Annotated in this window: 15 protein-coding genes; 8 read left to right on the forward strand and 7 right to left on the reverse strand. The window is 69.7% G+C overall.

The genetic code is table 11. The features are described from left to right. Window positions 1–17: 17 nt before the first annotated feature. Window positions 18–1,412: a glycosyltransferase 87 family protein gene (locus E7742_RS18260; protein ID WP_137800235.1), complete on the forward strand. Its 1,395-nt coding sequence runs from the start codon at window positions 18–20 to the stop codon at window positions 1,410–1,412. Next, entirely contained in the window at window positions 1,409–1,840 is a 432-nt protein-coding gene (locus tag E7742_RS18265) for a DUF2752 domain-containing protein (RefSeq protein ID WP_137800236.1), read from the forward strand. The genes E7742_RS18260 and E7742_RS18265 overlap by 4 nt, the downstream gene beginning before the upstream one ends. On the opposite strand, the gene E7742_RS18270 is transcribed toward E7742_RS18265, so the two are convergent. The 3 genes from E7742_RS18270 to E7742_RS18280 form a co-directional block, all read right to left on the reverse strand. Next, complete coding sequence (locus E7742_RS18270; protein WP_137800237.1) at window positions 1,829–3,442, reverse strand: glycosyltransferase family 87 protein; 1,614 nt, start codon at window positions 3,440–3,442, stop codon at window positions 1,829–1,831. The two genes, E7742_RS18265 and E7742_RS18270, sit on opposite strands and share 12 nt — an antisense overlap. A 22-nt stretch (window positions 3,443–3,464) precedes the next feature. Next, complete coding sequence (locus E7742_RS18275) at window positions 3,465–5,612, reverse strand: transglycosylase domain-containing protein (protein WP_441346929.1); 2,148 nt, start codon at window positions 5,610–5,612, stop codon at window positions 3,465–3,467. 468 nt (window positions 5,613–6,080) lie between these two features. Continuing rightward, a complete protein-coding gene (locus E7742_RS18280) occupies window positions 6,081–6,485 on the reverse strand; it encodes a DUF5318 family protein (RefSeq protein ID WP_441346930.1) in 405 nt (134 codons plus the stop codon). 165 nt (window positions 6,486–6,650) lie between these two features. Between E7742_RS18280 and E7742_RS18285 the strand changes: the two genes are divergently transcribed. The 5 genes from E7742_RS18285 to abc-f all read left to right on the forward strand — a co-directional run bounded on the left by E7742_RS18285 (window position 6,651) and on the right by abc-f (window position 11,984). Then, on the forward strand, window positions 6,651–7,511 hold the full coding sequence (locus E7742_RS18285) for a DUF1707 SHOCT-like domain-containing protein (protein WP_137800238.1): 861 nt from the start codon (window positions 6,651–6,653) through the stop codon (window positions 7,509–7,511). 10 nt (window positions 7,512–7,521) lie between these two features. Further along, complete coding sequence (locus E7742_RS18290) at window positions 7,522–8,319, forward strand: DUF1707 SHOCT-like domain-containing protein (protein WP_137800239.1); 798 nt, start codon at window positions 7,522–7,524, stop codon at window positions 8,317–8,319. 108 nt (window positions 8,320–8,427) lie between these two features. Continuing rightward, complete coding sequence (locus E7742_RS18295; RefSeq protein ID WP_137800240.1) at window positions 8,428–8,991, forward strand: PadR family transcriptional regulator; 564 nt, start codon at window positions 8,428–8,430, stop codon at window positions 8,989–8,991. Beyond that, on the forward strand, window positions 8,984–10,078 hold the full coding sequence (locus tag E7742_RS18300; protein ID WP_137800241.1) for an inositol-3-phosphate synthase: 1,095 nt from the start codon (window positions 8,984–8,986) through the stop codon (window positions 10,076–10,078). The genes E7742_RS18295 and E7742_RS18300 overlap by 8 nt, the downstream gene beginning before the upstream one ends. 295 nt (window positions 10,079–10,373) lie before the next feature. Beyond that, the gene (gene abc-f, locus E7742_RS18305; protein WP_137800242.1) at window positions 10,374–11,984 is read left to right on the forward strand and encodes a ribosomal protection-like ABC-F family protein; all 1,611 of its coding nucleotides are present in this window, start codon (window positions 10,374–10,376) and stop codon (window positions 11,982–11,984) included. A gap of 15 nt (window positions 11,985–11,999) precedes the next feature. On the opposite strand, the gene E7742_RS18310 is transcribed toward abc-f, so the two are convergent. From E7742_RS18310 to E7742_RS18320, 3 genes are read right to left on the reverse strand one after another with little or no spacing between them, the layout of a single operon-like run. Further along, entirely contained in the window at window positions 12,000–12,761 is a 762-nt protein-coding gene (locus E7742_RS18310) for an SDR family oxidoreductase (protein WP_137800243.1), read from the reverse strand. Continuing rightward, on the reverse strand, window positions 12,761–13,837 hold the full coding sequence (locus E7742_RS18315) for a phosphotransferase family protein (RefSeq protein ID WP_137800244.1): 1,077 nt from the start codon (window positions 13,835–13,837) through the stop codon (window positions 12,761–12,763). The genes E7742_RS18310 and E7742_RS18315 overlap by 1 nt, the downstream gene beginning before the upstream one ends. Then, complete coding sequence (locus tag E7742_RS18320) at window positions 13,834–15,066, reverse strand: acyl-CoA dehydrogenase family protein (RefSeq protein WP_137800245.1); 1,233 nt, start codon at window positions 15,064–15,066, stop codon at window positions 13,834–13,836. Before E7742_RS18320 ends, E7742_RS18315 begins: the two co-directional genes overlap by 4 nt. A 91-nt stretch (window positions 15,067–15,157) precedes the next feature. Here E7742_RS18320 and E7742_RS18325 point away from each other — a divergent pair, with 91 nt between their 5' ends. Continuing rightward, a complete protein-coding gene (locus E7742_RS18325; protein WP_254699060.1) occupies window positions 15,158–15,742 on the forward strand; it encodes a TetR/AcrR family transcriptional regulator in 585 nt (194 codons plus the stop codon). 15 nt (window positions 15,743–15,757) lie between these two features. Here the strand turns inward: E7742_RS18325 and E7742_RS18330 are convergent, their stop codons facing one another. Then, window positions 15,758–17,911: a transglycosylase domain-containing protein gene (locus E7742_RS18330; protein ID WP_137800247.1), complete on the reverse strand. Its 2,154-nt coding sequence runs from the start codon at window positions 17,909–17,911 to the stop codon at window positions 15,758–15,760. Window positions 17,912–18,246 lie beyond the last annotated feature (335 nt).

Raw genomic sequence — 18,246 nt, forward strand, 5'->3', positions numbered from 1 at the left:
GCCCTACGCTGGACGGCATGCGGACGGAGGCGAGAGTCCGGGCCGGAACCATGGCCGCGGTCGTCACGGCCTGCCTGTTCGCCCTCGTCGTTGCCTACCTCGGCAAGGCCCGCTGCGCGGGCCCGCCCTTCGCCCCCGACGGCCGCAGCCTGATTTTCGACCGGATCAAGGACAGCGACGTCTGCTACTCCGACATCCAGCTGCTCTGGCTGGGCCGCGGCCTCGACCTGCACCTCCCGCCGTATTCGGGCGGTATCACCCCGGCCGGGCTGCTGGTGCCCGGCACCGTCGAGTACCCGGTGCTGAGCGGGTCGTTGATGTGGCTCGGTGCGCTGGGTGCTCACACCGACGCCACGTTCCTGCTCCACTCGGCGCTGCTGCTGGCGCCGTTCGGTCTGCTCACCGCGTGGCTGCTCGGCCGGCTCGCGGGGCGGGCCGCGCTGCTGTGGGCCGCGTCCCCGCCGCTGCTGCTGTACGCGTTCCACAATTGGGAACTGCCCGTCGTCGCGGTGGCGGTGGCCGCGATCGCCGTCGTGACGTCCCGGCGATGGTCGGTGCGCACCCGGGGGGTGCTCGCGGCCGTGCTGCTGGGCATCGGTTTCTGCCTCAAGCTCTATCCGGGCCTGTTCGTGTTGCCGCTGGCGCTGTTCGTCCTGACCGCCGGGGGAGTCCGGGACCGCCGCGACGTCCGGGGCGCGCTCGCCGTGCTGGGGTCCGCCGCGGCGACGGTCGTCGCGATCAACGTGCCGTTCGCGGTGGCCGATGCCGCCGGTTGGCGCGCGTCGTTCACGTTCCAGCAACAGCGGCAGGCGGACATCACCAGCAACAGCATCTGGTACTGGGGTCTGCGCCCGCTGATGGGCGGCGGCATCCGCGGCTCGGACGCGTACCACCAAGTGGTGGGTGTCGTCTCGCCGATGCTGCTGTGCGCGGCCCTCGGGCTGGCCCTGTGGTGGGGATGGAAGGAATTCGAACGCCGCGACGTCTACCCGTGGATCGGCGTCAGCGGCGCGATGCTGTGCGCATTCATGTTGCTGCACAAGGTTCATTCACCGCAGTACACGCTGTGGCTGCTGCCGTTCCTGGTGCTGCAGCGCGTGCCGTGGGGTCTCGTCGGCGCGTATCTGGCCGCCGATCTCGCCGTGGGGATCGGGATCTTCCGATGGTTCGACGCGCTCACCCGATCCGGTGACACCACCACCGAACTCGTCGTCCGGCTCGGTGTGTGGAGCCAGGCGGCGCTGCTGCTGGTGTTCTTCTGCCTGCTGGTGCGGGCGCCGCTGCGACGAGCTCCGGCACCGCCGCTCCCGCCGAAGGTAACTGTGCCCGGCCGGGCGAGCGACGCCCACACGCGCGACCTCTATGCTGCGGCCGGAACCGTCCGCCGGCCCGAACCAGGACCCCTCGAATGACCACACTCCCGCCGCCGCACGGCACTGCACGACGTCTCGCCGCCCCGATCGCGGTGCTGGCCGCGGCGGCCGCGACGTGCGGATTTGTCGCCTGGGCCGACCCGACGACCCCCGGCGGCGTGCTTCCGGCCTGCCCCACGAAGGCGCTGCTGGGCATCGACTGCCCGGGGTGCGGCGGCACCCGCATGCTGTATGCGCTCGTCCACCTCGACATCCCGAATGCGTTGCGTTACAACGCAGTCGGGGTAGCGGCACTGGTGGTGGCCGTCGCGGCGTACGGGGTGTGGGCGTGGGGACGTCTGCGCGCACGCCCGGTCCGGACGGGTCGGCGGCCGCGCTGGGCACCTCCGGCCGTGCTCGTCGTGCTGGCCGTGTGGTTCGTGGTCCGCAACATCCCGGTGGAGCCGTTCACGGCGTTACGGATCTGACACGCTGCCCGCGGTCCGGGACACCGGCTCCGGCACCCGCGGACGCAACGACGCCGGCAACCACCGCGGTGGGGCGTCCTCGGCCTGGTCGAGGACGCCGCCGACGGGGTCGTCGATGAAGCCGAACCGCACCAGGTCCTCCGACGGCCGGTAGATCTGCCGCAGCACCAGCACGCAGAGCGCGACGACGGCGACGTCCCGCAGCACGACGGCGCCGGTGAACCACTGTTCGGGCAGTCCCTTGTTCGCGACCCCCAGGTAGTACATCATCCTCGGCACCCACACCAGCGCGTCGATCGTCATCCACGCCAACAGGATCCGGCGGTGGGGGAGGGCCAGCACGGCGAGCGGCACCAGCCACAGCGAGTACTGCGGGCTCCACACCTTGTTGGTGAGCAGGAACCCCGCGACCAGCAGGAAGCACAGTTGCGCCACCCGCGGACGGCGCTGCGCGGTCAGGGCGACGTACGCGATTCCGGCGCACACGGCGACGAAGGCGAGCAGCGACACGGCGTTGAGCACGCTCGGGGACTCGCCGGGCGCGAGCGGGCCGTCGAATCCCGTCCAGCCGGTGAACGACGAGATCACGTTGTAGACCGAGTCGGGGTCGGCACCCCGCTCGGAGTTGAGCCGGAAGAACTCCGCCCAGCCACGCGGGAACAGCAGCGCGATGGGCAGATTCACCACCGCCCACGCCGCCGCGGCAGCTCCCGCCGTGCGCCAGAAGTCCCGCATCCGGCCCGCCCGCAGGCACAGCACCAGCAGGGGACCGAGCAGCATCAGCGGGTACAGCTTCGCGGCCCCGCCGAGCCCCAGCAGCACCCCGGCCAGCACGGGACGTCTACGCGCCCACGCCAGCAGTCCGCCGGACGCGAAGGCGGTCGCGAGCAGATCGAAGTTGGTGAAGGCGTGCACGATCACCAGCGGTGAGCACGCGACGAGGGCGGCGTCCCACACCCGCCGGCCGGCCAGCAGCGCACTGGCCCACACCGTCACCAGCCACGCCACCGCCAACCCGAGCGCGACGACGTTGAAGTAGATCACCACCTGCAGACCGCCGGGCAGCCACGGCGTTCCGTGCCAGGCCTTCGCGACGATCATCGAGCCGTACTGGTACAGCCCGGACAGCACCGGGTACTCCATGTACCGGCGCTGGAGCGACCCGTCCGCCAGCGGCTCCTCCCACCACTTCTTGTACGGGAAGGCGCCCTCGTCGAGGTGTTCGGCGCCGTACAGCGGGACGGTGTCCGAATAGCACATCGCCACGTACTGGCGGTTGCCGCTCCAGTCCAGTCCCAGCGCGCCGTCGGCGCCCACGGGCCCCTGCTGGATGCAGCCCGCCTTGGTGAACCAGCCCAGGGACAGGAACACGATCGCCAGCAACAGGATCACCCGCACGGGGGTGAAGAAACGGGTGCGGCCGATCAGCGCGTGGCGGCCGACGGGCCCGCCGATCGTCGCCGACAACCGGGACGTGAGCGGATCGGTGTGACCGGGCACGTCCCGCCAGTCCGCAGAACGCCGATCGGCGGCGAGTGGTGCCGGGGACACCAACTCGCCGCCGTCTCGGGTTTCCGTACCACCCGTTGTGCTTTCCGCCACTCCGCGAGGCTACCGGGAGCGGTCAGCCGGCGGGCTGCGGGACGGGTCGTTGCTGTCCGCGCGGCACCGCCCCGCCGCCGGCGGCGGGATCCTGTTCCTGCTCCTCCGGCGTCGACTCACTCGGCGCCTCGGTCCGGGTCGGCTCGGTGGTCCGGCCGGGCGCCAGACCCGGAATCGGGATCGTCACGCCCGGCAGGATCTCGACGTTGCTCGTGGTGATCTCGAGCGGCGGCTGCGTGGTGGTCGTCGGCGCGGTGGTCGACGGCGCGGCCGTGGTCGTCTTCGGAGCCGCGGGCGCCGAGTACGACGGCACCCCGGCGACACCGCCGATCGGGTCCGGCGTCGGGAACTTCTCGACGTCGGTGCCGTCGAGCGCGCCGTCCATCGTGGCCTTCCAGATGTCCGACGGCAGACCCGATCCGTAGATCATGCCGCCCCAGCTGTTCTCCAGCGGCAGACCCTGCTCGGTGCCCACCCACACGGCCGTCGACAGCGACGGCGTGTAACCGACCATCCACGCGTCCTTGTTGGCGCCGGTGTCACCGAGCTGCGCGGTGCCGGTCTTGGACGCCGACGGGCGCCCGCCCGCCAGGCCGTGGCCCCGCGAGTACGAGGCGATCGGGATCATCGCGGCGGTGGTGTTGTCGGCGACCGCCGGGTCGAGGCGATCCTCCCCGGAGGGCGTGCCGCGGTCGAGCAGCACGGTGCCGTCGGAGGTGACGACCTTCTGCACGAAGTACGGCTCGTGGTAGACGCCCGATGCCGCGAGCGTGGCGTACGCCGAGGCCATGTCGAGCGGCCGCGACTGGTACTGGCCCAGCACGATGCCGTTGTTGGGTCCGTTGCCGTCCGGCTCGGTGAGCGACTTGCCCACGCCCGGGATCTCCTCGGGGATACCGGCCTTGTGTGCGATGTCGGCGATGGCCTGCGGACCGTTGTCCATCTGCAGCATCATCCGGTAGAAGCTGGTGTTCAGCGAGCGCTTGAGGGCCTCCGCGATGGTGCACGTGCCGCAGGATTCGCCCTCGACGTTGCCGATGGAGATGCCGTTGACGGTCAGCGGGGAGCTGTCGTACATCTGCGACAGCGGGATGCCCTGGTCCAGCGCGGCGGCGAGACCGAACACCTTGAACGACGAGCCGGTCTGGAGACCGGCCTGCGCGAAGTCGTAGCCGGCACCGTCGGCGCCTCCGTAGTACGCGCGGACCGCACCGGACTTCGGATCCACCGACACGACGGCGGTCCGCAGGTCGGGCGACTCGCCCTCCATGTAGGTGTCGACGGCATCGATGGCCGACTTCTGTGCCTGCGGGTCGATCGTCGTGGTGATCTGCAGGCCCTCGGTGTTGAGGTCCTGCTCGCTGATGCCCGACGCCGACAGCTCCTGCAGCACCTGCTGCTTGATCAGCCCCTCGGGGCCGCTGCCGCCGCTGCCGTTGTCCACCTCGGCCGACGGGATGGCCTGCGGGAACTGGGCGGCGGCGCGATCCGCGGCGCTGAGAGTGCCGCTGTCGACCATGCCGTCGAGGACGTAGTTCCAGCGCGACTGGGCGCCGGTCGGATTGAACTCCGGATCGAGCCCGGACGGCTGCTGGATGATCGCGGCCAGCATGGCGCCCTCGGCGACCGACAGCTCCTCGACCGGCTTACCGAAGTACGCCTGGGACGCGGCCGCGATTCCGTAGGCGCCGCGACCGAAGTAGATCGTGTTGAGGTACGCGGCCAGGATCTCGTCCTTGGACCACTGCTTGGCCATCTTCGACGAGATGACCAGCTCCTTCATCTTGCGCGTGAGCGAGCGCTCGGACCCGACGAGCGCGTTCTTCACGTACTGCTGCGTGATGGTGGAACCACCGCCGGCGCTGTCGCGGCCGAGCACGTTGTCCCGCGCCGCGCGCGCGAAGCCGGTCACCGAGAAGCCCGGGTTGGAGTAGAAGTCCCGGTCCTCGGCCGCGAGCACCGCGTTCCGGACGTGGACGGGAATCTGGTCGATGGTGACCTCGGTGCGGTTGCCCTCCGGGGGCACGATGCGCGCGATCTCGGTCGACCCGTCCGAAGCGAGGACCGTCGCGACCTGATTGGTCTTCATGTCGCCGGGCCGCGGAACGTCCGCGAAGACATACGCGACCATGAACGCCAGAATCGGCACGACCAGACCCACCGCAACCACCGCGTACGCCGTGCGGCGCGCGATCTTCCACCGGTTGGAGGACGTCTTCTTCGGCGGCTTCGGCGGCTCGCCACCCGAACCGCCACCGGACTTGCGAGCGGTGGGCGGCGGGCCCACCGGCGGACGGCCGCCGGGGCCACGGCCCCCACCCTGCGCCGGACGCGGGCCCCCCTGCGCGGGACGGCCACCCTGCGGCGGACGCCCACCCTGACCCTGCCGCGGGCCGGGACGGCCGGCGGGCGGCGGACCCGGGTTGCGGCGCGGAGCCGGGCCGCCCGGTCCGCTCACAGGACGGCCGGGCTGCTGCCCGGCCGGTCGTCCACTGTGTTGTGGCCCGTTGGGGCGGCGCGGTCCGGAAGGCCGGCCACCCTGCGGGTTCTTGGGGGAACTCACGTACGAATCTCCAGTAGTCCGGTGACTGTGGGCAGTCCTCGATTGCGTCGGGCGGTGGGCACAGCTGTCGGCTTCCTACTCACTGGCGGTACGCCGGCGGGGCGAGCGGGACGAGGAGGACCTCGGCCGCTTCGGCGCCGGGACCGCACCGAGAACGTAGGACTGGACCAGATGGTTCCAGCTGCATGTGCGGCACACCTCGACCACGTGCACCGAGAATTCCTCCTCGGTGGCGGCCAACCGAACCAGCTCCTCGGGTGTCCGGGCCGAACCCGACACGGGGCCCAGCTTGTCGCCGAACACCCAGGACACGAGGGTCAGTTCTTCCTTGCGGCAGATCGGGCACTTGACCGAACTGCCACGGCCGTGGAACTTGGCCGCGCGCAGGAGGTAAGGGCTCGCGTCGCAGACTTCACTGACGCCGGTCCGCCCCGAGTAGACCTCGGCGAGCAGAGACCGGCGCTGCAGCGCGTAGTCCACGACCTGCCGCTGTATCCGCACGGAGACCAGAGTACGTGCGCCCGCCGACCACAGGGTGGAGCGGGAGTAGCCGCACGTGGGGACCGACACAAGGCCTTGACATGCCTCCCGCGCGGTGCCGAGCAGGATGCGCCCCGCACCGGAAGGTTTCCTAGGATCACTCGGGTGCCTCCCCAGCCGAACGCCACCACCCGCGCACGGGACATCGACCGTGCCCAGACGTGCGGCCTGCTCGACGCCGGATACAGCGAGGGGCAGCTCGACCCCACCGAATACCAGACCCGCACCTCCGCCGCCATGAAGGCCAAGACGCTGGGCGAACTGCGCGGCCTCGTCGCGGACCTGCAGATTCCCGATCACCTTCTGGAAGCCATCCGCCCGCCGGCCCAGTCCGCAGGCCACCGTCCGGCGCTGCGTCGCCTCGCCGCGGTCGCTGCCGCGGCGCTCGTGGTCGTCGGCGGCATCGTCTACGTCACCACCCGCGGGGACGACGGGGGATCCGAGGGGGGCGATGTCGTCGCGGTGCCGCAGGCACCGGTGCCGCTGCCGATTACGTCGGGGGAACCGGCCGCGATCACGGTCACGCCGCTCGACACCCTCACAGCCGACGGCATCGCGGAGTTCCTGCGGCAATTCGAAGTCAAGTTCGGCGACCGAAGCGTCGACGAGCTCAACCTCTATCGGCACTTCGCCGATTTCGCCCGAGGACTGCCGGACCAGCCGCACCTCGCCCAGAAGTGGCGATACCAAGGCGGATTCAAGCCGTCGGGATCGCCGTCCAATCGTGCCTCCGATACAACGCCGCTCGACCTCGCCGACCTCGATGTCGGCGAGTTGCTCGGTCGGGCGCCCGCGCTACTGAACGTCCCGGCGGGCTCCGTCGACCACATTGTGGTGCGACCTGAGCCGATCACCGCCGTTCCCCAGGTCCTGGTCTACGTGGAGGACAGCGCCAAACGCTCCGGGCACCTGTACGCGACGCTCGGCGGTGAGGTCACCGAGGCCGTTCCGTTCGAGGGGGCCTGAGGTGACGAACGTGCGGGGAACGACCGTCGACTCGATGCGCCTGCGCGCCCGTGACAGCGACCGGCAGGTGGTGTGCGGCGTCCTCGACGACGCCTTCGGGAACGGGCAGCTGTCGGAGACGGAGCACCGGGCCCGACTCGAATCCGCGGCCCAGGCCCGCACCCTCGGCGACCTGCGCACCCTGGTCACCGACCTGCAAGTTCCGAGCGAGCTCGAGCCGTCGATGCCCACGACGAACGGCGACGGCAAGCGGCGATGGCGCGTGGGCGCCGCGGTGGTCGCCGTCCTCGTGATCGTCGGCGTGGTCGTGGCGCGGGTCGCCGACGGAGACGAGTCCGGTTCCGCGTCGCCGCGGACATCGGAGAACCTCCTCACCGTGGCGGGCCTGACGAGGCTCCTCGACGACGTCCAGCAGCGGTTCGGCGACCTGCAGGCGGACGAGGTGACGGTGTATCCCGACTACGCGCGCGTGGCCCGGCAGGACCCGGAGGCGCCCGCTCAGTCGCGAAGTTACTGGTATGAGGACCGCACATTCGACGATCCCGCTCCGTCGAACCGCTTCTACGAGGGCATACCCATGGACCTGGCGCCCCTGCGGCCGTCCCTGCCACGGCTGATCGGCCTGGTGAACGGGGCCGACCAAACCCTGGCCGTACCGGACCCGACCTCCGTACACCTGCAGATCGAACCGCAGGAGAACGGCGCGGCGGTGGCGATATACCTCTGGAACGAAAAGACCGGACAGTCCGGCACCCTGACCACGACCCTCAACGGCGAGATCCTCGAGATCCACCGGGCCGACCGATAGCTCTTCCACCTGCGCGTTTCCCGCGGTACTGTGACGGTATATATCGGTGCGATATAGTCAGCAATCGCATCTGTCGGTTATGTTCGGGAAGCTCAGGGGGGTGTGCTCATGCTCGAGTTGGCGATTCTCGGGCTGCTCCTCGAGTCGCCCATGCACGGTTACGAGCTCCGCAAGCGCCTCACCGGCCTGCTCGGCGCGTTCCGTGCGTTCTCTTACGGCTCGCTGTATCCGACTCTGCGCCGCATGCAGGCCGACGGCCTCATCGTCGAGGATTCGGGCGAGGACGGCACCGTCAAGCGCCGCGCTCGCCGCGTGTACGAGCTGACCCCCGCCGGCCGGAAGCGTTTCTCCGAACTGGTGGCGGACACGGGCCCGCAGAACTACACCGACGACGGCTTCGGCGTGCATCTCGCCTTCTTCAGCCGCACCCCCGCCGAGGCGCGGATGCGGATCCTGGAAGGTCGGCGACGTCAGGTCGAGGAGCGCCGTGAAGGCCTCCGTGACGCCGTCGGGCGGGCCACCGGATCGATCGACCGCTACACCCGGCAGCTCCATCAGCTCGGGCTCGAATCGAGCGAACGCGAGGTGCGGTGGTTGAACGAGCTGATCGCCGCAGAACAATCATCAACAGCAGCACCCAAGAAGAAAGAAGGAGAACCCGACCATGGGTGACAACAGCACTGCGGTGCGCGTAGCCATTGTGGGCGTGGGCAACTGTGCCTCGTCACTGGTCCAGGGCGTGCAGTACTACAAGGACGCGGACGAGAGCTCGACCGTCCCCGGTCTGATGCACGTCAAGTTCGGCCAGTACCACGTGCGCGACGTGCAGTTCGTCGCCGCCTTCGACGTCGACGCCAAGAAGGTCGGGTTCGAACTCTCCGAGGCGATCCTCGCCAGCGAGAACAACACCATCAAGATCGCCGACGTCCCGCCGCTGGGCGTGACCGTGCAGCGTGGCCCCACGCTCGACGGCATCGGCAAGTACTACTCGCAGACCATCGAGGTCTCCGACGCCGAGCCCGTCGACGTCGTGCAGGCCCTCAAGGACGCGCAGGTCGACGTCCTGGTGTCCTACCTGCCGGTGGGCTCCGAGGAGGCCGACAAGTTCTACGCGCAGTGCGCCATCGACGCCGGCGTCGCGTTCGTGAACGCGCTGCCCGTCTTCATCGCCTCCGACCCCGAGTGGGCCGAGAAGTTCAAGGCGGCCGGTGTCCCGATCGTCGGCGACGACATCAAGTCGCAGGTCGGTGCCACCATCACCCACCGCGTGATGGCGAAGCTGTTCGAGGATCGCGGCGTGGTGCTCGACCGCACCTACCAGCTGAACGTCGGCGGCAACATGGACTTCAAGAACATGCTCGAGCGTGAGCGCCTGGAGTCCAAGAAGGTCTCGAAGACGCAGGCCGTGACCTCGAACCTCGAGGGCCCGCTGGCCGGCAAGATCCACGATCGCAACGTCCACATCGGCCCGTCGGACTACGTCGAGTGGCTCGACGACCGCAAGTGGGCGTACGTCCGCCTCGAGGGTCGCGCGTTCGGCGACGCCCCGCTGAACCTGGAGTACAAGCTCGAGGTCTGGGATTCCCCGAACTCCGCCGGCATCATCATCGACGCCATCCGCGCCGCGAAGATCGCCAAGGACCGCGGCCTGGGCGGCCCGATCCTGCCGGCCTCGGCGTACCTGATGAAGTCCCCGCCGGTTCAGATGGCGGACGACAAGGCTCGTACCGAGCTCGAGGCGTTCATCATCGAGGCCTGAGTCTCTGCTCGAAGCACTTGTGGCGGTGGTCGATTCGTTTCGACCACCGCCACAGGTGTCTTCCGGGACAGGCGCCCGACCGTCGGCCCGGCCGAAAAACACTGGGCCGATCGTGCCGCCGATGCTACGGTGGCTTTCGTGGGCACTCTGAATCACTAGATCGGGACGTCGCGTCGAGCATGCTCCGCGACGGGTCCTGAGCGCGCAGAATCTCCGGATCGGCTCGGTCGATCGGGTTGCGCGAGGGCACCTTTCCCCGATCTCCCCGGTTCTCCGGGGCACAAGGAGCACGCCCATGCCTGCGTCACAATTCTCCCTGCACTCGGTCTCGAAGCGCTTCGCCGACCGCGTCGTCCTCGACACCGTGGACCTCACCATCGCGCCCGGCTCGAAGGTCGGCGTCGTCGGTGACAACGGTTCCGGCAAGTCGACGCTGCTCGCGCTGCTGGCCGGCCGGATCCGCGCCGACAACGGTGACGTCCGGGTCGTCGCGCCCGGCGGGATCGCCTACGCCGCACAAGCCCTGCAGCTGCCCGACGACGCCACCGTGCAGACCGCGGTGGACCTCGTCCTGCGCGACGTCCGGGACCTCGAGGCCCGGATCCACCGGCTGGAACGGGAGATGGCGCACGCGTCGTCCGACGAGCTCGACGTTCTCCTGTCCGAGTACGCGTGTGCGACAGCACTCTTCGAGAGTGTGGACGGGTACACCGTCGACGAACGAGTCGAGGTCGGTCTGGGCGCACTCGGTCTGCCGGACCTCGATCGCGGCCGGCCTTTCGGCACCCTCTCGGGCGGACGACAGGCCCGGCTCGCGCTGGCGGCGACCCTCGCCTCGAACGCCGAACTGCTCCTGCTCGACGAGCCCACGAACGATCTGGACGACGACGCCGTCGCCTGGCTCGAGGAGCGTCTGCGCACCCACCGCGGCACCGTCGTAGCCGTGACGCACGATCGCGCGTTCCTGGACCGGATGACGTCGGTGATCGTGGAGGTCGCCGACCGCACGGTGCGCCGGTACGGCGACGGGTACGCCGGGTACCTCGTCGCGCAGGCCACCGAGCGCCGGCGACGACTGCAGGAGTACGAGGACTGGAGGTCCGAACTCGCACGCAATGCCCGGCTGGTCGACGCCAATGCGGTGCGGTTGGCGGCCATTCCGCGCAAGCGGGACAAGGCCGGATTCGGGCACGGAGCGTTCCGGGCCCGGGGACGCGATCACGGTGCGATGGGCCGAATCCGCAACGCCAAGCAGCGATTCGAACAGTTGACGACCCGGGCCGTCGCACCACCGACCGAGCCGTTGCGGTTCACCCCGTCGCTGGCCGTGTCCGAGACCGCGGCACCCGAGGCGCCGGCGATTCGCCTGGCCGACGTCCGCGTCGGGAACCGGCTCGCCGTCGCGGCACTGCAGGTGCCGCGCGGTGGCCGGCTGCTCGTCACCGGCCCGAACGGTGCCGGCAAGACCACCCTGTTGGACGTGATCGCGGGCGAGGTCGCAGCCGACACCGGGACGGTCGCGGTATCCGCCCGGGTGGGATACCTGCGACAGGCGCCGCAGTCGTGGCCCGCCCGTGCGACGCTGCTGGAGGCCTACGCCGCCCGGCGGCCCGGGCACCCGGAGGATGCTGCGGCAGAACTGCTCTCGTTGGGGCTGTTCCGTCCCGAGGACCTGCCCCGGGCGATCGGGGAGCTGTCCTACGGGCAGCGTCGACGCCTCGAGGTGGCGCTGCTCGCCACCTCGGGCGCCGACCTGCTGCTGCTGGACGAGCCGACGAACCACCTGTCGCCGGCGCTGGTCGAGGAGTTGGAGGAGGCCGTCGACGCGTTCGCCGGGACGGTCGTCGTCGTCACGCACGATCGCCGGATGCGGCGGCGGTTCCGCGGCGAGCGCCTCGTGCTGTGACGGCGCGGTCGCCCGTCACGCCATCCGGGAGACCACCGACAGGGGCAGCACCTTCATCGCCATCGACACCGGTAGCCACGGCCACGCCGGCACGTACGCCTTGTGCGGCTCCTTCTCGATCGCGGCGGCCAGTGCGCGGCAGCCGGTCTCGGTGTCGACGATGAGCGGAACCTTCTTCACCTTCTCGTTGATCTCCGAGCGAATGAACCCGGGGAAGATGGTGCTGACGTCGATGCCCGTCTTCGCGAGGTCGGCGCGCATGCCCTCACCGAGTGCCGCGACCCCGGCCTTGGACGCGGCGTACGTGGTGAGATTGCGCGGCATGCCGCGCATCGCGCTCACCGACGAGATCAGCACCACGTGGCCGGCGTTGCGCGGGCGGAACAGCTCGAGCGCCGCCTCGCTCTGCGCGAGTGCACCCAGGAAGTTGGTGCGGGCCGTCGCCGCGTTGGCACGGAAATAGCCGGTGCCCAACGGTTGTCCCTTGCCGAGTCCGGCGTTGACGATCACCCGGTCCAGGCCGCCGAGTTCCTCGTCGAACTCCCGGAACACGCCGAAGACCTCGTCGGGGACGTCGACGTCGAGCTTCCGGATCGCCACGGTGATATGCGGGTGCGCCGCCAGAAGTTCGTCGCGCAGCTCCTCGAGCCGCTCGGTGCGCCGCGCCGCGAGCGCGAGATTGCGGCCACGGGCGGCGAATTCGCGGGCCATCCCGCGACCGAGACCGGAGCTGGCACCGGTGATGAGAATGTTCTTGCGTGGCGTGCGGTTACCCACTACGTACCCTCCGTGTCGATCAGTTCGTTGCAACGGGTGTCGAGATATCCCACGGCGATCCAGAAGTGCTCGAACGCGGGATTGGTCGTCTGGCCGTGGTGGTAGCGGTAGTAGATCTGCTGCGCGATCACCGCGAGCCGGAAGAGGCCGAACACCTCGTAGAACCGCCACTTGTCGGTCGGCAAACCCGTTCGCTCGCCGTAGTATTCGACGATTTGCCGGCGCGTGAGCATGCCGGGCAGGTCCGACGGCTGCCTCTTGGTCGCCTGCAGCATCGGGTGGTCGTCGGCCTGCACCCAGTACGCGAGGCTGGAACCGAGATCCATGAGCGGATCGCCCACCGTCGCGAGTTCCCAGTCCAGGACGGCGCGCGGCCGCAGGTCGTCACCCAGCACGACGTTGTCGAGCCGGAAGTCGCCGTGGATCACCGCCGACCCGACATCCGCGGGCTGATTGTCCGCGAGCCACCGTGTCACCCGAGCGAAGTCCGGGACGTTGTCGGTGCGGGCGGCGCCGTACCGCTTGGTCCATCCCGTCACCTGACGGGCGACGTATCCTGTGCCACGGCCGAATTCGTCGAGCCCCGACGACGCCGGATCCACGCCGTGCAGTTCGATCAGCAGATCGATCACCCGCAGGCACAGATCGCGCGTGTTCTCGGGAGTGAGGCCGAGTTCGGCCGGGGGAGCGGATCGCAGGATGGTGCCCTCGACCCGCTCCATCACGTAGAAGTCGCTGCCCAGCACCGACGGATCGGTGCACAACCCCACCATCGCAGGCACGTGCGGGTACACCGGCGCCAGCAGCGACTGGATGCGGAACTCGCGGACCATGTCGTGCCCGGACGACGGCTTGGCACCGGTCGGGGGACGGCGCAGCACGAGGTCGCGATCCGGGTAGCGCAGCAGGTAGGTCAAGTTCGACGCGCCGCCCGCGAATTGCCGCACCTCGGGAACGCCCTCGAACTCACCCGGCGCGGTGCCGCGCAACCACGCCGAGACGGCGGCGACGTCGAACGCGTCCTCGTCGCGCACGGTACGGGCGTTGTCGGGCAGCCCCGACGTCTGCGGGCTCACTGGTACTTGCCCAGTTCGAAGCGGGCGACCAGCCCCTGGTGCACCTCGTCGGGACCGTCGGCCAGCCGCAGCGCCCGCGCGGCCGTCCACGCACCGGCGAGCGGGAAGTCGTCGGACAGCCCCCCACCGCCGTGGATCTGGATCGCGAAGTCGATCACCTGCTGCGCGACGCGTGGGGCCGCGACCTTGATCTCCGACACCGCCGACCGCGCCCCGGCGATGCCCTGCGTGTCGAGCAGCCAGGCGGTGTGCAGCACCAGCAGTCGCAGCTGGTTGATCGCGATGCGGGCGTCGGCGACGCGTTCGCGGTTGCCGCCCAGATTGATCAGCGGCTTACCGAACGCGACGCGCTCGGTGCCGCGGCGGATCGCGAGCTCGAGCGCGGCCTCGGCGAGACCGACCAGACGCATGCAGTGGTGCACACGGCCGGGCCCGAGCCGGCCCTGCGCGATCTCGAATCCCCTTCCGGGACCGGCGATGATCGCGTCGAGCGGCAACCGCACGTCGGTGAACGAGACCTCCCCGTGGCCGCCGGGCTCGTCGTAGAACCCCATGGTCGAGAGCATCCGCTCGACCTTCACACCGGGGGTGTCGATGGGGACCAGTACCATCGAATGCCGTTTATAGCGGTGCGCTTCCGGGTCGGTGAGTCCCATGAAGATGAGGACCTTGCAGTCCGGGCCGCCGATGCCGGTGCTCCACCACTTGCGGCCGTTGAGCACCACCTCGTCCCCCTCGACGACGGCGGTCGCGGCCATGTTGGTGGCGTCGGACGACGCGACGTCCGGCTCGGTCATGCAGAACGCCGAACGAATCTTCCCGTCCAGCAACGGCTTCAACCAGCGCTCCTTCTGCGCGTCGCTGCCGTAGTGGTAGAGCACCTCCATGTTGCCGGTGTCGGGAGCGTCGCAGTTGAACACCGACGAGACGAACGGGGAGCGGCCCATCTCCTCGGCGAGCGGCGCGTAGTCGACATTGGTCAGCCCGGCGCCCAGTTCGGCGTCGGGCAGGAAGAGATTCCACAGCCCGCGCTCGCGGGCCGCGGTCTGCAGCGCCCGGAACTCGTCGGGCACCTGCCACGTCGCGGAACCGGAGACGTCGGCGCGCTGCGCGAACGGGGCCACCCGCTGGGCCCGCAGGCGGGCCTCGACGGGCGCGACCTCGGTCGCGATGAACTCACGCAGCCGGTCGAGATACTCCTGCGACCGCGCGCTCGGGGCGAAATCCATGCCGGCCTCCCAGCCGTCGACTAACTGAGCATTGCTCAGTTAACCTAGACGTAGACTCGCCCCGCAATCAAGAACCTGGATGGTGGCTTTCTTGTCCGTTCGAACCGAGACGCCGGGACCGGCGACGCGGCGCCGGTTGCCGCCCGAGGAACGCAAGCGCCAGCTGGTCGCGATCGGGCTGCAAGAGTTGGCGACCCGGCCCATCCATGCGCTGTCGGTGGACCACGTCGCCGAGAAGGCCGGCATCTCCCGGGGGCTGCTGTTCCGGTACTTCCCCACCAAGCAGGACTACTACGTCGCGGTGGTCGCGGCGGCCGCCCGCCGGCTGCTGCGTGCGGCGGTGGCCGACCCGTGCGATCCGACCGCGGACCAGCTGCGCGCGGTGGTGCACGCGTTCGTCTCGTTCATCGACCGGCACGGCGACAACTACCAGTCGTTCTTCCACGGCGGTTTCGGCGCCGACCCGCAGATCCGGGAGATCCGCGAGCACATGAAGAACACGATGGTCGAACGCACCCTCGCGGCCACCGGCGCCGAGCCCGACCCGGCCACCCGAATGTTGCTGCGCGGCTGGTGGTCGATGGTCGAGAGCCTCGCGATCGACCGCACCACCGATCCCGTCTTCACGGTCGACGACGTCGTCGACCGTGCGATCGCGGCGCTACCGGCGCGCTGACGCCGGGCCCGGCCGCTATCCCGGCAGCGTGATCTTCACGCCCGGCAGGATCTCGATCACGCGCGGGGGAGGGGGCGGCGGCAGAGCCGGAGCCGCGGGCGGCGCCGGCGGGGCGGCCGGCGGCGGCGCGGGAGCGTTCGACGAACTCGGCGTCGAGGTGCCGCTGCCCGAGCCGACGCCGGTGTAGGACGGCACACCGGCCTGGCCACCGATCGGGTCCGGCCACGGGAACTTCTCGACCGGTGCGTCCTCGAGCGCCCCGTCCATGGTCTTCTTCCAGATGTCCGACGGCAGCCCGGAGCCGTACACCGGTCCACCCCAGCTGTTCTCGATCGCCGTGGCGTCGGCCGTACCGACCCAGACCGCGGTGGACAGCTGCGGCGTGTAGCCGACCATCCATGCGTCCTTGTTGCGGCCCGTGTCGCCCAGCTGCGCGGTACCGGTCTTGGACGCGGACGGGCGACCACCGGCCAGGCCGTGACTACGCGAGTACGACGCGATCGGCAGCATCGCCTGCGTGGTGTTGTCGGCGACCGCGGCGTCGAGGCGCCGCTCGCCCTCGGGTGCCGGCCGGTCCAGCAGCACGACACCGTCCGCCGTCACGACCTTCTGGACGAAGTACGGCTGGTGGTAGATGCCCGACGCCGCGAGCGTCGCGTACGCCGACGCCATGTCGATCGGCCGGGTCAGATACTGGCCCAGCACGATCCCGTTCTCCGGTGAACCGCCGTCCTGCGTGAGGGTGGGGTCCTGCCAGCCCGGGATCTTCTCGGGGATGCCGGCCTCGTGGGCGGCGTCGGCGATCTTCTGCGCGCCGTCCTCCATGGACAGCGTGAGCCGGTAGAAGCTGGTGTTGAGCGAACGTTTGAGCGCCTCCGCGATGGTGCACTTGCCGCAGGATTCGCCCTCGACGTTGGTGATCGTCACCCCGTAGACGCTCAGCGGGGAGCTGTCGTACATCTGCGACAGCGGGATGCCCTGCTGCAGAGCCGCGACCAGCCCGAACACCTTGAACGACGAGCCGGTCTGCAGGCCGGCCTGCGCGAAGTCGAAGCCCTTGCCGTCGGTGCCGCCGTAGTACGCGCGCACCGCACCGGTCTTCGGGTCGATCGAGACGACAGCGGTGCGCAGGTCCTCGGGTTCGCCCTCGAAGGTGTCGGCGACCGCGTCGAGCGCCGACCGCTGCGCCGTGGGGTCGATCGTGGTGGTGATCTGCAGCCCCTCGGTGTTGAGGTCCTGTTCGCTCACTCCGGATGCCGCGAGTTCGCGCAGCACCTGCGTCCGGATCAGCCCCTCCGGGCCGGGCGCCTCACCGGAGTCCGCGGCCGGCGCCGACGGCAACACCGCCGGGAACTGCACGGCGTCGCGCTCGGCCTGCGTCATCGTCGACATCGTCACCATGCCGTCGAGGACGTAGTTCCACCGCGCCTGCAGCGCCTCCGGGTTGGTGACCGGATCGAGGCTCGACGGGCTCTGGATCACCGCGGCGATCACGGCCGCCTCGGCGACGGTGAGGTCGGCGAGCGGCTTGCCGAAATAGGCGTTGGACGCGGCCGCGACACCGTAGGCGGCGCGACCGAAGTAGATCGTGTTGAGGTACGCGGCCAAGATCTCGTCCTTGGACCACTCCCGCGCCATCTTCGACGAGATGACCAGTTCCTTCATCTTGCGCGTCACCGAGCGCTCGGACCCGACGAGGGTGTTCTTCACGTACTGCTGCGTGATGGTGGAACCGCCGCCGGCGCTGTCGCGGCCGAGCACGTTGTCCCGCGCCGCGCGCGCGAAGCCGGTCACCGAGAAGCCCGGGTTGGAGTAGAAGTCGCGGTCCTCCGCCGAAAGCACGGCGTTGCGCACCGAGACGGGAATCTGGTCGATCGTGACCTCGATACGGTTGCCCTCCGGCGGCACGATCCGCGCGATCTCACTGCCGTCGGACGCCAGGATCGTCGACACCTGGTTGGTCCGCATGTCCGCCGGCCGTGGGACGTCCGCGCCCCGGTAGGCGATACCGAAGGCAACCACCGGCGTGGCGATCAGCAGCAGAACGACGACCAGGCTCACGTACAGCGCGATCCGGCGGCCTCTTCGCCGCGGCTTGGGACGCCGGGGCTTGGGAGCATCGGGGACCGAATGCCGACCCCCGGCACCCCCGGTGTTGGTTGAATTCACAATCGAACTTCCGTCTCAATCAGTGCACTGGTTCCGGATTTTCGCACTGCCCAGCGGCTTCGAGCCGCATTTGGGGCGACACGCACGTCGCGCGGCGGCGGCCTGCGCGGCCGAACAGCACGCCGCGTGTTGACGAATCCGCGCGCCACGGCAATACGGACAAAACGTTCGACAGGAACCGAACCCGGCAGGACGCCGCTCAATGACACTGGCCGCGAACCCATTTCGTTAGGTTGCGCATCGATCCGGGCGCCGCCGCGAAATATCCCACTGAACGGACATGTGACTGGCATCACTGTCGGGGCATCAGTGTGATGTGAGGGCACCGTCAGCCG

The sequence above is a fragment of the Rhodococcus sp. SGAir0479 genome (genome assembly GCF_005484805.1).
Classification (GTDB): domain Bacteria; phylum Actinomycetota; class Actinomycetes; order Mycobacteriales; family Mycobacteriaceae; genus Prescottella.